This window comes from Brevundimonas sp. Bb-A (genome assembly GCF_009394735.1).
Classification (GTDB): Bacteria; Pseudomonadota; Alphaproteobacteria; order Caulobacterales; family Caulobacteraceae; genus Brevundimonas; species Brevundimonas aurantiaca.
Map to the genome: position 1 here is coordinate 106,291 of NZ_CP045456.1, position 13,264 is coordinate 119,554.

The 13,264-nt window shown below is 68.4% G+C and carries 13 protein-coding genes, 1 other RNA gene and 1 pseudogene; 3 read left to right on the plus strand and 12 right to left on the minus strand.

The window, feature by feature from the left end; all coding sequences use genetic code 11:
- Positions 1-50: 50 nt before the first annotated feature.
- From BSP_RS00510 to BSP_RS00545, 8 genes and pseudogenes are all read right to left on the minus strand, one after another.
- A pseudogene (locus BSP_RS00510) lies at positions 51-362 on the minus strand (nucleotidyltransferase family protein); the annotation flags it as partial.
- 638 nt (positions 363-1,000) lie between these two features.
- Positions 1,001-1,840 (minus strand): bifunctional hydroxymethylpyrimidine kinase/phosphomethylpyrimidine kinase, encoded by an 840-nt coding sequence (gene thiD / locus BSP_RS00515; RefSeq protein WP_227976005.1) that lies wholly within the window; start codon positions 1,838-1,840, stop codon positions 1,001-1,003.
- Positions 1,840-2,181 carry a multidrug efflux SMR transporter gene (locus BSP_RS00520; protein WP_152948932.1) on the minus strand — a complete coding sequence of 114 codons (342 nt, stop codon included), beginning with the start codon at positions 2,179-2,181 and terminating at the stop codon, positions 1,840-1,842. The genes thiD and BSP_RS00520 overlap by 1 nt, the downstream gene beginning before the upstream one ends.
- Positions 2,182-2,236: 55 nt before the next feature.
- Entirely contained in the window at positions 2,237-3,025 is a 789-nt protein-coding gene (folP, locus tag BSP_RS00525) for a dihydropteroate synthase (RefSeq protein ID WP_152951009.1), read from the minus strand.
- Positions 3,026-3,036: 11 nt separating this feature from the next.
- Positions 3,037-3,339, minus strand: a complete 303-nt coding sequence (locus BSP_RS00530) for a transcriptional regulator (RefSeq protein WP_054763993.1) — start codon at positions 3,337-3,339, stop codon at positions 3,037-3,039.
- Positions 3,340-3,342: 3 nt separating this feature from the next.
- Positions 3,343-3,993 carry a hypothetical protein gene (locus tag BSP_RS00535; protein ID WP_152948933.1) on the minus strand — a complete coding sequence of 217 codons (651 nt, stop codon included), beginning with the start codon at positions 3,991-3,993 and terminating at the stop codon, positions 3,343-3,345.
- A 60-nt stretch (positions 3,994-4,053) separates the two neighbouring features.
- Positions 4,054-5,274 carry an acyltransferase family protein gene (locus tag BSP_RS00540; protein WP_152948934.1) on the minus strand — a complete coding sequence of 407 codons (1,221 nt, stop codon included), beginning with the start codon at positions 5,272-5,274 and terminating at the stop codon, positions 4,054-4,056.
- A 214-nt stretch (positions 5,275-5,488) separates the two neighbouring features.
- A complete protein-coding gene (locus BSP_RS00545) occupies positions 5,489-6,208 on the minus strand; it encodes a cytochrome c family protein (RefSeq protein ID WP_054763996.1) in 720 nt (239 codons plus the stop codon).
- Between the two features lie 156 nt (positions 6,209-6,364).
- On the opposite strand from BSP_RS00545, the gene BSP_RS00550 reads away from it, so the two are divergent.
- Positions 6,365-7,102: a 3-deoxy-manno-octulosonate cytidylyltransferase gene (locus BSP_RS00550; protein ID WP_194166988.1), complete on the plus strand. Its 738-nt coding sequence runs from the start codon at positions 6,365-6,367 to the stop codon at positions 7,100-7,102.
- 20 nt (positions 7,103-7,122) lie between these two features.
- Here BSP_RS00550 and nudC read toward each other — a convergent pair whose 3' ends face one another.
- Positions 7,123-8,043 (minus strand): NAD(+) diphosphatase, encoded by a 921-nt coding sequence (gene nudC, locus BSP_RS00555; RefSeq protein ID WP_152948936.1) that lies wholly within the window; start codon positions 8,041-8,043, stop codon positions 7,123-7,125.
- Between the two features lie 47 nt (positions 8,044-8,090).
- On the opposite strand from nudC, the gene ffs reads away from it, so the two are divergent.
- Positions 8,091-8,186, plus strand: an RNA gene (gene ffs / locus BSP_RS00560) — signal recognition particle sRNA small type.
- Positions 8,187-8,495: 309 nt separating this feature from the next.
- Positions 8,496-10,340: a DNA polymerase III subunit gamma/tau gene (locus BSP_RS00565; protein WP_152948937.1), complete on the plus strand. Its 1,845-nt coding sequence runs from the start codon at positions 8,496-8,498 to the stop codon at positions 10,338-10,340.
- Between the two features lie 8 nt (positions 10,341-10,348).
- On the opposite strand, the gene BSP_RS00570 is transcribed toward BSP_RS00565, so the two are convergent.
- The 3 genes from BSP_RS00570 to dinD all read right to left on the minus strand — a co-directional run bounded on the left by BSP_RS00570 (position 10,349) and on the right by dinD (position 13,224).
- Positions 10,349-11,506, minus strand: coding sequence for an acyltransferase (locus tag BSP_RS00570; protein WP_152948938.1), 1,158 nt, complete (start codon positions 11,504-11,506; stop codon positions 10,349-10,351).
- A gap of 46 nt (positions 11,507-11,552) precedes the next feature.
- Positions 11,553-12,152: a GTP cyclohydrolase I FolE gene (gene folE / locus BSP_RS00575; RefSeq protein ID WP_152948939.1), complete on the minus strand. Its 600-nt coding sequence runs from the start codon at positions 12,150-12,152 to the stop codon at positions 11,553-11,555.
- Positions 12,153-12,381: 229 nt separating this feature from the next.
- Positions 12,382-13,224 carry a DNA damage-inducible protein D gene (gene dinD / locus BSP_RS00580; RefSeq protein WP_152948940.1) on the minus strand — a complete coding sequence of 281 codons (843 nt, stop codon included), beginning with the start codon at positions 13,222-13,224 and terminating at the stop codon, positions 12,382-12,384.
- Positions 13,225-13,264 lie beyond the last annotated feature (40 nt).

Below are 13,264 nucleotides of genomic sequence, written 5' to 3' on the forward strand. Positions count from 1 at the left end.
AAACGGGACTTCCCGCCCCCTCTGAGCAAGGTTCATACTTACCGACAGGCGTGCACCCGCGCCTGGTTGCGCACCTCGACCTGGCTGCGGAAGGGTTCGTCAAAGGCGGCGGAGACCCGTTTAATCACCTCGTCCTCGGCCTCATAGGACAGGTCCGATCCGTCGAAATAGGCCAGGTCATAGTCCTTGATCCCGTATCCCGACGGCCGTCCCGTCCTGGCGTTCCATACCGCCTGATAGACGGCGCCCGACACCAGCCGCCAGTCGGGCAGGCCCAGCCCCCGCACCGTCCGCAAAACGTGCATCAGGCCGGGATCGGCGCGGACGATGTCGATCAGCTTCTGGCTCAGGGGGGCGTTCATCCGCCTCCCTTACCCTTCCCATCCGTCCTGCGGGAGAGGCCGTCCGCCTTCATCCCCAGATGCGCGCCCCCGCACGTCCCGTCATCCTGGGGCTTGTCCCCAGGATCCAGACTCCGGGCGCCAAAGACGGCGCACCTTGCGGAAACACCGGGCGTCTGGATTCTCGCCACAAGGGCGAGGATGACGAACGCAACGGAGGCCCGCCTCGCAACGGCGGACCATGCCCGCCGCCCGTTACGCGCGCGATTGTCGAGGCGAGCCCGAAAAGGTTCAAAGGCTTAGGGCTTCACCCGTCAAAACAGCCGGCGCCCTTCCGCGCGGCCCTATACTGGCGTTCCGGTCTTTGACATCGCAACGCGCGCAGAACGTGGCCCGCCGGACAGTCCGATCAGAGTCCGACCATTTTCTTTGTGAAAACAAAGGCCATCGGACAGATCGGACACATCGGACACCTTTTTCCTGTCCGATCTCGGCCTTCTCGGCCGCTCGCCGATCCGACGCCCCGCTCGCAGGCCGTCGTGAGACTCGATTCTCGGACAGTCCGATCGGCGTCGGAGTAATTCCGCTTCAAAAACAAAGGCCGTCGGACAGATCGGACACATCGGACACCTTTTTTCGGTGTCCGATGGACCGCCGCCTCAGCCCCGCACGGGCCAGCCGTGATCCAGCGGCCCGTGTCCGCCGCCGAGACCCGGCGCCCGCCGGATCGCCTCGCCGACATAGGCCCAGGCTTCGGCGACCGCGACCTCCAGCGGCCGCCCCAGGGCCAGACCCGCCGCGCACGCGCTGGCCAGGGTGCAGCCGGTGCCGTGGGTGTGGCGGGTGTCGATCCGCTCGGCCTCCAGCACCGTCTCCCCATCGGCCGTCATCAAGAGGTCGATCACCGTCGGCCCGTCCACATGGCCGCCCTTCATCAGCACGGCCTTGGCGCCCAGTTTCAGCAGGGCCTCGCCCGCCCGCCTCTGGCCGTCGATGTCGCGCACCTCAAGCCCGGTCAGGGCCTCCGCCTCGGGCGCATTGGGGGTCAGAAGGGCTGCGCGCGGGATCATCAGGCGCCGGACCGCCTCCACCGCCGCATCGGGCAACAGGGGATGGCCGCCCTTGGCCACCATGACCGGATCGACCACGGCCGGCGCCTTGGCCTCGTCCAGCAGGGCCGCCACCGTCTCGACCACCTCGACCGAGCCCAGCATGCCGGTCTTGACCGCATCGGTCCCGATGTCCTCCAGCACCGCCCGCGCCTGGGCCGCGATCAGCTCCAGCGGCAGGGGATGGACGCCGTGAACCCCCAGGGTGTTCTGCACCGTGATGGCCGTGATCGCCGTGGCGGCGAACCCGCCCATCATCGTCACCGCCTTGATGTCGGCCTGGACCCCCGCGCCCCCGCCGCTGTCCGACCCCGCCAGGATCAGGACCCGTCCCATTTTTCTTTCGCTACCGCCGACCGCGCGGCGGGCGTCTGCTTGAGCGAGGCTCATCAGTGCGCCCCCGAGAACAGCTTTAAGCCCACGATCCCGGCCACGATCAGCAGGATGCACACCGCCCGCACCGCCGTCGCCGGCTCGCCGTATACGACGATCCCGACCAGGGCCGCGCCCACCGCCCCGATCCCGGTCCAAACCGCATAGGCCGTGCCGATCGGCAGCCTCTGGGTCGCCACCCACAGCAGGATCATGCTGGCCGCCAGGGCGATCAGCACCCCCAGCGAGGTCAGCGGCCTTTGCAGGCTGACGGACTTCAGGCCGGACGCCCACAGCACTTCCAGCAGACCGGCGACGACCAGCGTCGCCCACGGATTGATCGACATCACCCAGGACATGGGGATCAGATGGCCCAGTCGGCGCGCCCGAGCAAGCGTGGACCAGGCAAGCGTGTCACTCCGCCGCCGCCACCGCCGCCTGCAGCCTCAGCGCCTGAACCGTCTCGCGCACGTCATGGACCCGCACCATCCGCGCCCCGCGCCGCGCCCCCTCCAGCGCCAGGGCCAGCGAGCCGCCCAGCCGGTCGGTCGCCTCCACCGCCGTCGCATCCACCGCCTGGATCGTCCGCTTGCGGCTGGCGGCGTAAAGCACTGGAAAGCCCAGCCCGACCAGTTCGCCCAGCCGCGCCGTCAGGGCCATATTGTGCGCCGGGGTCTTGCCGAAGCCGATCCCCGGATCCAGCCAGATCCGCTCGCGCGCCACCCCCGCCGCCGTCGCCGCCTCGGCCCGGCCCAGCAGATAGGCCCGGACCTCGGCGACCACGTCCTCATACCGGGGATCGGCCTGCATGGTCCGGGGTTCGCCCCTCATGTGCATCAGCACCACCTCGCACCCCAGCTCGGCCGCGACGGCGGCGCTGTCCGGCGCATGGCTCAGGGCGGTCACGTCGTTCCACATCGTCGCCCCGGCGGCGACGGCGGCCCGAGCCACGGCCGGCTTCATCGTATCCACGCTGATCGGGCCGCCCCAGCGGGCGCAAACGGCCTCGATCACCGGAACGACCCGGTCGATCTCCTCGGCCTCGCTGACCGGCTCGGCGCCCGGCCGGGTGCTCTCGCCCCCTATGTCCAGCACCTCGGCCCCCTGCTCGACCAGCCGCATCGCCTGGTCCGCCGCCGCCTCGGTCGACGCCCATCGCCCCCCGTCCGAGAAGCTGTCGGGCGTGACGTTGACGATGCCCATGACCTTGACCGTCACGCCTTCCTCCCGATCAGTCCGCCCAGAGCCTCCAGATAGGCGTCGAAGGCCTTGCGCCCTTCAAGCGTGATCGCCGCCCGCGTCAGGGGCTTGTTGTTCACGAAGCTCTTGGAGATGGCGACATAGCCCGCCTCCTCCAGCTTCTTCAGATGCACCGACAGATTGCCCTGGGTCGCCTCCAGCACCGTCTTCAGCTCGGTGAAGTCGGCGGCCTCGACGTCGGCCAGATAGACCATGATCCCCAGCCGCATCCGGCCGTGGATGACCTCGTCGATTCGCCCCAGGTCGTTCAGCCCCATGGGTCAGGCGGCGTCCGCAGCCGGGCGGGCCTTCAAGGCTTCGCGGGTGATGATCCAGCCTGGCCCGGCGAACAGCAGGAACAGAGCCGCCGTCGCGACGAGCAGATAGGCCAGGGGCTCGCGGACCAACAGCCCCAGGGCCACCGCCGTCGCCCATCCCCCGATCGACGCCGCCAGCATCCAGCCCTTCTTCTTCAGCGCCCAGGCCACATACCAGGCGGCCGACTGGAGCGCGAAGATCATCGCCGGATAATAGAGCCAGACGGCGAAGTCCTGGTCTCGCGCCGAGCCGAAGCCGAAGACGATGACGATGGCCAGATTGGCCATGCCCGCCCCGCTGAAGGCGGCGTTCAGGGTGCGGGTGACGACGGGGCTGGCCTTGGGCCGCTTGCGGTCCTCCCGGATGGCCCAGGCCATCACCAGCAGGAAGGCGACGGTCACGCCTGTGACGAAGGCCAGGCTGATCGGCCCGGACCAGCGGATCACCCCCGCCGCCTGTCCGAGGTGAACCAGGCACTGCAGCCCGTACAGCAGGCCGCCGGCCAGATAGAGGACGCCCATGGTCAGTGTGGCTCTCGGATCGCCCCCGCCCTGGACGATCGATCGAAGGAAGGCCAGGTCGGCTTCGGGCGAGCTGCGGGACGTGTCGTTCATCGATGATTCCTCTGCGGCTTGCGCGTCCTTCGGATGGACGCGGCGACGGGGGTTGGCAAGCTATTCGGCGGGCGACGGGGCTGAGGCGGCCGGGCGACGCCGCCACGGAACCCGGCGGCCGTTCAGCCAGCGCCCCATGAAGCTGTGGCGGATCAGCAGCTCATAGCCGGCGATCGACGCCGCCAGCGCTCCGCCGACGATCAAGGCCAGTTTGACCGGCCAGGCTAGGCTCCAGTCCTGCACCAGCACCTGACCGACCATCACCAGCGGCAGATGGACGATGTAGATCCAATAGGCCGCATCGGCGAGATAGCGCCGCACCGCGCTGTGGCCCGAGCAGAACCGAACAGCCAAGGCGACCGCCGCCAGGCTGGAGGCGTAGACGGCGACCCCGAAGGCGACCGCCGTCGCCGCCTTGATCGCCGGATCGGTGATAGGCTCCAACCTGGGATTGGGACCGCCCGCCAAAGCCAGGGCCGTCGCGCCTGCCGCCAGGGCGAGGCCGAGATGAAGCGGCCACCGCGCCGCGATCCGCTCGAGCAGGTCGCGGCGCCGGTCCAGCAGGGCGCCCAGGCCGAAGGCCAGTCCGAACCCGACCAGGGCCGGGGTGTTGGGGATCAGGCCCGCGTCGGGCGTCGGCACGCCGAAGAAGGCGACCCAGTTCGGATGCAGCCACAGGGCCAGGGCCAGGGGCGCGCCCAGGACGACGGCGCCGCCCGGCTGAACCAGCAACGCCGTCGCGCGATCCACCACCGCCCGCCCCCAGCCGCCCTGCCGGTCCAGGGCCGCGAACGGCGCCCGCACGACGACTAGGCCGACATAGAAGATCAGCAGGACCCACAGGAACCACAGATGGGTCAACGGCAGATTGGTCCAGTCATAGGTCGGAGGCGGCGGCGCATCGGCCGCCGTCAGGCCATGTAGGCCCGCATTCCAGATCAGGACCGCGACAATGGCCGCCAGCGACGGCCCCCAGAAGACCGCCAGCGGTCCCGCAATCCGCGCCAGCCGGTTGATCCCGAACCGCACCAGCCCCCGCCGCGCCAGCATCATATGGGCGAACAGACCCGCAATCAGAAAGAAGGTCGCCATCCGAAACAGGTGAATGGCGAAGAAAAGGCCGCTGGCCCAGACCGACCGCTGATCGTCGACCACCACCCAGATCGGCGTCGGAAAGAAGGTCATGGCGCCGTGGAGCACCAAACCCAGGAGCAGGGCGGCGCCCCGTAGGGCGTCCAGGCCGTGAAGGCGCTCGCCCGTCTTGATGTCGTCTGCGGTCATGATCCTCGTCTCCCTGTTCGAGAGACATATTGCACAGACTTGTTTGTTTTTCAAACTTGTTCGCCAAAGGCCACATCATGGCGTTTCGACTGGGCGTTCGGGGCGACCGCCCGACCGGCGCCCTTAAGGTCGACCGCTTCGTTAGAAACGAAAAACGCCCGGGATCCTAAGACGCCGGGCGAAGATCGATGAGGGCGGCCCGTCGGGCGCGCGATCAGCTGTTCGGCGGCGCCGGGCTGGTGGCGGCGGGCGGCGCGGCCGGGGTCGCCTGGGTGGTCGCCGGTTCGCCGACGGCGGGGGCCTCGCCCGTCGCCTCGGTGGCGGGGGCGCCCTCGGCGGGGGCGGCTTCACCCTCGGCGGGGGCGGCGGCGCCAGGCTGGCGGGCCGGATCGGGCGCGGGGATGGCGAAGCCGCTCGAGCCCTGGCTGCGCAGCCAGGCGATCAGATTGATCCGGGTCTGGGTGTCGCGGATGCCGGCGAAGGACATCTTGGTGCCGGGCACATAGCGGGCGGGGGCGGTGATGAAGCTGTTCAGCTGGTCATAGCCCCAGGTCGGCGCCTCGGCCTTGTGCTTGGCCATGGCGTCCGAATAGGCGAAGCCGGCGCGGTGCATGACCGGGCCGCCCACCACCCCGTACAGATTCGGGCCGATGCCGTCCGCCCCGCCCTGCGTCGCGTTGTGGCAGGCCTGGCAACGGGCGAAGGCGGCCTCGCCGGCGGCCAGGTCGGCGGTCGGCAGGACCGTGCCCCAGTCCGGCGGCAGCTCGGCCTGTTCGGCGCCGGCGACCTCATCCGGCGCATCGACGAAATAGCCCATCTTTTCCGGCGGTTCGGAATGATAGATCAGGCCCGACGCCTGTTGAACGACCAGGATGACGAAGGCCGTCCCCAGAGCCGCGCCGAAAATCTTGTTCCACTTTAGATCGCCGCTCATGCGCGTCGTCTCACCCGTCCCTAGGTTTCCCAACTTCCCCGTCTTGCGCAGAGAAGCCTTCCTTGCCGGATCACGTCTTGCACGGTAGCGCAGGGTTCGCAACCGGCGCGACGAACGCGACGGCGCCGCTCGACCAGGACAGGCCCCGCCAGACCCATGAATCCTCTGATAATGATACCGGCTCGCATGGCCGCCACCCGCCTGCCGAACAAGCCCCTGGCCGACATCGGCGGCCGGCCGATGATCGTGCGGGCCTATGAACAGGCCGCCGCCTCGGGCCTGCCCGTCGTGGTCGCCGCCGGCGATCCCGAGATCGTGGCCGTGGTCGAGGCGGCGGGCGGCCGGGCGATCCTGACCGACCCCGACCTGCCGTCCGGCTCTGACCGCATCCGGGCCGCCGTGGACGCCATAGACCCCGAGGGCGATTTCGACGCCGTGATCAACGTCCAGGGCGACATGCCCTTCGCCGATCCGGGCCTGGCGACCGCCTGCGCGGCCGTGCTGCACGGCGAGCCGGCCTGCGACATCGCCACCCTGGTCGCCGCAGAGGCCGATCCGTCGGACCGGGCCAATCCCGATGTGGTCAAGGCGGTCCTGGCCCTGAAAAGCAACGAATGGGGCGAGGCCGAGCGTCAGGGCCGCGCCCTCTATTTCACCCGTTCGACCCTGTATGGCGATGCGCCGATCTGGCGTCACATCGGCGTCTACGGCTATCGCCGCGCGGCCCTGAACCGCTTCTGCGCCGCGCCCCAGTCGCCGCTGGAGAAGCGCGAGAAGCTGGAACAGCTGCGGGCCCTGGAGATGGGGATGCAGATCTGGGCCGCCGTGATCGACGAGGCGCCCCTGTCGGTCGACAATCCCGCCGACCTGGAGGCGGCGCGGGCGCTGGTCTGAGGGCAGATAACGTCTCTACCCTACGCCTCCTCCGCCCAGGCCTTGATCAGGCTGTGGGCGATGGCGAAGGGCGGCGGGGCCTGAATGGTCGGGTGGGCGCCGGCCAGAACCGCCCTCGCCTCGGCCCGCGTCAGCCAGGCCACGCTCTCCAGCTCGGTCTGATCCGGCCGGGCCTGGTCGTCCGAGACCTCGGCGATCAGGCCGATCATCAGCTGTGACGGGAAGGGCCAGGGCTGACTGGAGTGATAGACGGCGTCGATCACCGTCAGGCCCGCCTCTTCCTTGACCTCGCGGGCGCAGGCCTCCTCGATCGACTCGCCGGGCTCCAGGAAGCCCGCCAGGGCCGACATCCGCCCCGCCGGCCAGGCCGCCTGGCGGCCCAGCAGACAGACCGGCTCGGCCCCGCCCTTATAGACCGGCAGCATGATGGTGACCGGATCGACGCGCGGGAAATGCTCGGTCCCGCAGGCCGGGCAGCGCCGCTTCCACCCGCCCGAAGCCGTCTCGCTCAGTGTGCCGCAGTTGGCGCAGAAGCCGTGTTTGCGGCGCCAGTCGAACAGGCTCTTGGCCCCGCCGGCCATGGCCGCGTCCTGGGCCGGCAGAATGGCTGCGGCGGCGCGCATCTCATGAAAGGCTCCCAAGCCTTTCACCGGCCCCTCGGCCGGATCGACGGAGCCCTCGAACTCGACGGCGAAGACCGGCGCTTCCTTCCAGAGCCCGAGAAAGACGTCGCGATCCGGAACCATGTCGCGGGCGTGTTTCAGCGACAGCCAGGCCAGGCGCGGCCCCTCCGCCGTCTCCTCGACCAGGGGCCGCCCTTCCCACAGCACCATGCACAGGGCCTCGGGATTGGCCTCTTGCTCCGCCAGCCAGTCGGGGTCGTTGCGAAGATCGCCCGCGCGGTCGAGCGGATTGCCGGAGAAGACGTTCTGATGAGCCATGCGGCCTTGTAACCCTTGATTCCGTCCGCCGCACCCGTCATATCTCCCCTCGGAGATCGCGGGCGAAGGCTTCGCCAACCTGGTCAGGGCCGGAAGGCAGCAGCCACAACGAATTCCCCTTCGGGTCGCGGTCTCTACTTCCTTTGTTTGTGCGCTAACACTCGCCGCGCGGCGGCTCGCTGCTTGAGCGCGTTTGGTGCGCTAACGCTTGCGACGCGGTCGCTCGCGGCTTGAGCGCGTGTGTTCGCGTCCCTCTCCCGCTTGCGGGAGAGGTGGCCGGGCGTCCGCAGAGCGGACCAGGGTCGGAGAGGGAAGTTTTCCTTCAGGACACGTGACTTCCCCCATCGTCAGGCGTGTCGCTGCGCGCCACGACCTGACACTTCCCGCGCAAGCGGGGGAAGGTCCGAAGGAAGCCCTTCGCCCCGCCGCTCACCCGCTGTAAGACTTCGCCCATGAGCGACAACGACCCGAATCTCGACGGCCCGCCCTGGGAAGAGGACGACGTCGTCGAGCGCGACGAGAACACCGACGACATGTTCGGCGCCTCCGCCCCGGCGGCCGGGCCCGTCCCTGCGCCTGCGCCGGCCGCGCCGCCGCCTGTCGCCGCCGTCAGCGAGGATCAGGCCGACGACGGCGCCGCCTATCAGGTGCTGGCGCGCAAATACCGGCCGCGCACCTTCGAGGATCTGATCGGTCAGGAGGCGATGGTGAGGACGCTCACCAACGCCTTCGCCACCGGGCGGATCGCCCACGCCTTCATGCTGACCGGGGTGCGGGGCGTCGGCAAGACGACCACCGCCCGTCTCTTGGCCCGCGCCCTGAACAATGAGACGGAGACGATCGACCGTCCGTCCCTGACCCTGACCGCCCACGGCCGGCACGACGCCGCCATCATGGCCGGCCAGCATATGGACGTGATGGAGATGGACGCCGCCTCCCACACCGGGGTCAACGACATCCGCGACATCCTGGAGAGCGTGCGGTATGCGCCGGTCGAGGCCCGCTACAAGGTCTATGTGCTGGACGAGGTCCATATGCTGTCGACGCAGGCCTTCAACGCCCTGCTGAAGACGCTGGAGGAGCCGCCGCCCCACGCCAAATTCATCTTCGCCACCACCGAGATCCGCAAGGTGCCGGTGACCATCCTGAGCCGCTGTCAGCGCTTCGACCTGCGCCGGGTCGAGCCCGAGATTCTGGTCGATCACCTGGGCCGGATCGCCGAGCGGGAGGGGATGAAGATCGAGCAGGACGCCCTGGCCCTGATCTCGCGCGCAGCCGAGGGTTCGGTGCGCGACGGCCTGTCCCTGCTGGACCAGGCCCTGGTTCAGGCCGAACGGGGACAGGTGGTCAAGACCGAGACAGTGCGCGACATGCTGGGGTTGGCCGACCGCAGCCAGACCATCGCCCTGTTCGAAAGCGTCATGGCCGGCCGCACGCCCGAAGCCCTGGAAAACTTCCGCACCCTTTACGGCTACGGCGCCGACCCGGTGCAGGTGACCAACGACCTCTTGGAACACTGCCACGCCGCCTCGGTGGCCAAGATGCTGGGGCCGAACGCGACCCGACTGCCCAATGACCAGGCGCAGAAACTGGCCGCCCTGGGCGCCGCCATCCCGGCCGCCACCCTGTCGCGCACCTGGCAGATGCTGCTGAAGGCCCTGGACGAGGTGCGGCGCGCGCCCAATCCCGCCGATGCGGTCGAGATGGCCATCGTCCGCCTGGCCTACGCCGCCGACCTGCCGGGACCGGAGGAGGCGTTAAAGCGGCTTCAGTCGGGCGAGCCCTTCGGGGGCGGATCGGCCCCGCGTGGCGGCGGCTCCGGCGGCGGGGGCGGGACCTCGGCCCAGCTGGCCGCGCGGCCGGTCATGGCCCCCGCCCTGCCCGATCCCCAGACCTTCGAACAGGTCGTGGCCCTGATCGGCGAGAAGCGCGAAGTCGGCCTGCAGATGGACGTGGAGCGGTTCGTCAAACCCGTCTCGTTCAAGCCCGGCGCCATCGTCTATGAGAGCGTTGAGGGCGCGCCGGTCGAACTGGCCCGGCGGCTGGCCGGCCGGCTGAAGGAATGGACCGGCCGCACCTGGCTGATCGCCGCCAACGGCCAGGGCGGCGGCGACACCCTGATCGAACGCCAGAGGAAGGAACGGGCCGCCGAGCGCCAGAAGATCGAGGCCGATCCCTTCATCAAGGCCGTGCTGCTGGCCTTTCCCGGCGCCCAGCTGGGCGAGATCAAGACCATCGCCCCAACCGTCGTCACGCCCGAAATCCCCGACGTCGCCGAGGATGACGACGAGGACTGACCGAGGGTTCAGCCTTCCAGGGAGATGACCGGCCCGGCCTCGACCGGGGCGGACCGGCGTCCGCCGCGGCGGCGCTTCAGCCAGGCGCGGACGCGCGACTGGATCCGGTCGTCGACGGCGAAGTGGAAGGCGAAGGCGAAGGCCACAGCCGCCAGGACGCCGCAGCCCCACAGAACCCACTGGGCCGGCTCAGACAGGGCGAAGCGCGCGTTCGCCGCATTGACCACGCCGAACCAGGCGATGCGGACCACTTCGTTGGAGATGAACATGGAGAAGGAGACCAGGGCTGCGGTCTCCACCAGCCTGGACGGGCGGCGCACCGGCACGGCGCCGGCGGCCAGGATGATCAGCGAGATCATCGCCAGCGAGACCAGGGCGGTCTTGCCGAAGGCCTGGGCCACGACCAGGCCGCAGAAGGCGGCGATGCCGATCCAGCCGGCGAAGCGCGGATGGATCCACACCGACTGGGCGAACCAGGCCAGGCTCATGCCCAGGACGAACAGGGGCAGGGCCCGGATGAAGCCGTAGCCCATGGGCATCTGATAGACGGGATAGGCCAGAAGGCTCCAGCACAGCTGGTTGGCGACCAGATAGCCGCCGATCCCCAGGGCCAGGGCGCTCCACGGCCCCAGCCGCGTCAGGCCGCGCAGGATCCAGGGGAAGCACAGATAGCAGCCGATCAGGGCCGAGATCGACCAGGTCGGCGCGTTCCAGCCCAGGCCGCCGTACACCCCATAGGACTGAACCAGCAGCAGCTGGGCCGGCAGCTGGTCCCAGCGGAACCATTCGGGATTGCGGGGCGCGATCCCGACCGAGGCGCTGAGCAGCACCAGGGCGACCAGAGACAGGCCCAGGATCAGATGGGCCGGGACGACCCGCAACACCCGCTTCAGGACGAAGTCGCCGTGCGACATCCGCCCGCCGCCGACCGCCGCCCCATAGACCCGCATCAGCACATAGCCGGAATCGATCAGGAAGAAGTTGGTCAGCAGGAAGCCGCCGCGTTCGAACACCGGATGAACCGCCTCAGCCAGCGGGACCGGGCCGGCCGCCTGGAAGTGGTGCAGAATGATCAGGAAGGCCACAATGAAACGCAGGGCGTCGAGCCAGCCGCCCCGAGCGATCGGGGTTGTCTCATTCCGGGTCGAAATCAGGGTCCAGGGCACGGGGAAGGCCTCCTTGGCCCCCTCCCCCGCAAGAGACGGGCCGGGTTCAGCCCCGGACCAGCCTCAGGAACTCTTCGCGGGTGCGCGGATCGTCGCGGACCACGCCGATCAGATGGCTTGTCGACAGGCTGGCGCCCGGCGCATTGACCCCGCGCAGGGTCATGCAGCTGTGCTCGGCCTCGATCACCACCCCGACGCCGTGCGGCTTCAGCACCGTGTTGATGGCCTCGGCGATCTCAGCGGTCATCTTCTCCTGGATCTGCAGGCGCCGGGCGAAGCCGCGCACCACCCGCGCCAGTTTGGAGATGCCCACCACCCGGTCGGTCGGCAGATAGGCCACATGGGCCCGGCCCACGACCGGCAGCATATGGTGTTCGCAGAAGCTGACGAAGCGGATGTCCTTCAGCACCACCAGCTGATCATAGCCGCCCGTCTCCTCGAAGGTCTTCTCCAGATAGGACAGAGGGTCGGTCTCATAGCCCGAGAACAGCTCGCGATAGCTGCGCGCCACCCGCGCCGGCGTCTCCAGGAGACCCTCGCGGTCGGGATCGTCCCCCGCCCATTCGATCAGGGTGCGCACCGCCGCCTCGGCGTCGGCCTGGGTCAGACGGGAGGCGCGGGCGGTCTTGGGGGGGACGTCGGTCATGACAGGGCCTATAGCGAGCCGAACACGAAAAGCAAAAATCCTACCCCTTACGCTGCGGCGACGCGGTCAGACGCCGGACCGGGAAAAACAGTGTCCGATGTGTCCGATGTGTCCGGAAATCGGCGGCGGGCGCGAAAAAATGTGTCCGATCTGTCCGATGTATCCAAGTTGCGCGCCGCATCTGGTCCATAGGAGCGCCTTCCGCAGAAGGTCAGGAACAGCCGTCCATCTACTCGTCGATTCGATCTGGATTCTGGAGCGACTTGCGATCGTGCGACGCCACTCTGCGCTCAACCTTCTTTATGTCTTCCGCAGCAGGCAGGGCCTCCGGCCGAATGCCGCGGTCCAAAAGGGTTTTTCGGACTGCCTTGTTGTTGGTGACATGTTCGGAAGAAATGGCGCCTTCCGTTCTCATGGCGTGGGCGCGGGCGTTGAAGATGGTGATTTCTGTCGCGAAATCCTTGGCCTTCAAGATGATGGTGGGCGCAAAATCCGCGAGGGGACGGCTGTCCGGCACCTTCCATGTCGCCTTCATCGCCTGCGTTGATCGGCCGAACAACGCGCCGTCGCCCTTGCTACGGATTAGAGCGAAGTTCTGGTTCTCGCCGGTTTGTTCATAGATAATTCCGGACAGCTCTTTCTCCGTCTGCGTCAACTTGCGGCGAGCAAGCAAACGCTCCACTTCGAGCATGCGCTGTTCCACCAACTCGGCTCGACGAGTTTGAATGGCGAAGTAGCTTTGCGCAAAAGCGATCTCAGGTTTCGCAGAATCGCCGTTCTGAGCCACCAGATAACATGCGAACCGTGTGAGCATCACGTCATCGATCTGGCGTCGCCCGCCCGACCCCAGGTCGACCATTTTGTTGACGTCAACAAAATGGTGCCCGATCTCGTGTCCCGAGAGCTCACAGGCCGTCTTGGCCTTTGACAGGACGTTCTGGAAATTCCGCCACTCGGCGTATCCGAGCAGATGTTGAACGTCTCGCCCAAGCCAATAGTCCACGCCCGCGTCCGTCTGTTGTGCGTGACCTTCGAAGGTCTCGGTCAGATGAGCGATCACCTCCCTCTTCATATCGCCCCTCCTCGATGACAGCGCGCCCCAATATCGCAAC

Bases quoted from the DNA above. Each gene is read 5' to 3' on its own strand.
- thiD (WP_227976005.1), bottom strand. From the start codon at position 1,840: ATGAGCCTCGCTCAAGCAGACGCCCGCCGCGCGGTCGGCGGTAGCGAA.
- BSP_RS00565 (WP_152948937.1), top strand. From the start codon at position 8,496: ATGAGCGACAACGACCCGAATCTCGACGGCCCGCCCTGGGAAGAGGAC.
- BSP_RS00520 (WP_152948932.1), bottom strand. From the start codon at position 2,181: ATGTCCTGGGTGATGTCGATCAATCCGTGGGCGACGCTGGTCGTCGCC.
- folE (WP_152948939.1), bottom strand. From the start codon at position 12,152: ATGACCGACGTCCCCCCCAAGACCGCCCGCGCCTCCCGTCTGACCCAG.
- BSP_RS00530 (WP_054763993.1), bottom strand. From the start codon at position 3,339: ATGGGGCTGAACGACCTGGGGCGAATCGACGAGGTCATCCACGGCCGG.
- folP (WP_152951009.1), bottom strand. From the start codon at position 3,025: ATGGGCATCGTCAACGTCACGCCCGACAGCTTCTCGGACGGGGGGCGA.
- BSP_RS00550 (WP_194166988.1), top strand. From the start codon at position 6,365: ATGAATCCTCTGATAATGATACCGGCTCGCATGGCCGCCACCCGCCTG.
- dinD (WP_152948940.1), bottom strand. From the start codon at position 13,224: ATGAAGAGGGAGGTGATCGCTCATCTGACCGAGACCTTCGAAGGTCAC.
- BSP_RS00545 (WP_054763996.1), bottom strand. From the start codon at position 6,208: ATGAGCGGCGATCTAAAGTGGAACAAGATTTTCGGCGCGGCTCTGGGG.
- BSP_RS00535 (WP_152948933.1), bottom strand. From the start codon at position 3,993: ATGAACGACACGTCCCGCAGCTCGCCCGAAGCCGACCTGGCCTTCCTT.
- BSP_RS00540 (WP_152948934.1), bottom strand. From the start codon at position 5,274: ATGACCGCAGACGACATCAAGACGGGCGAGCGCCTTCACGGCCTGGAC.
- nudC (WP_152948936.1), bottom strand. From the start codon at position 8,043: ATGGCTCATCAGAACGTCTTCTCCGGCAATCCGCTCGACCGCGCGGGC.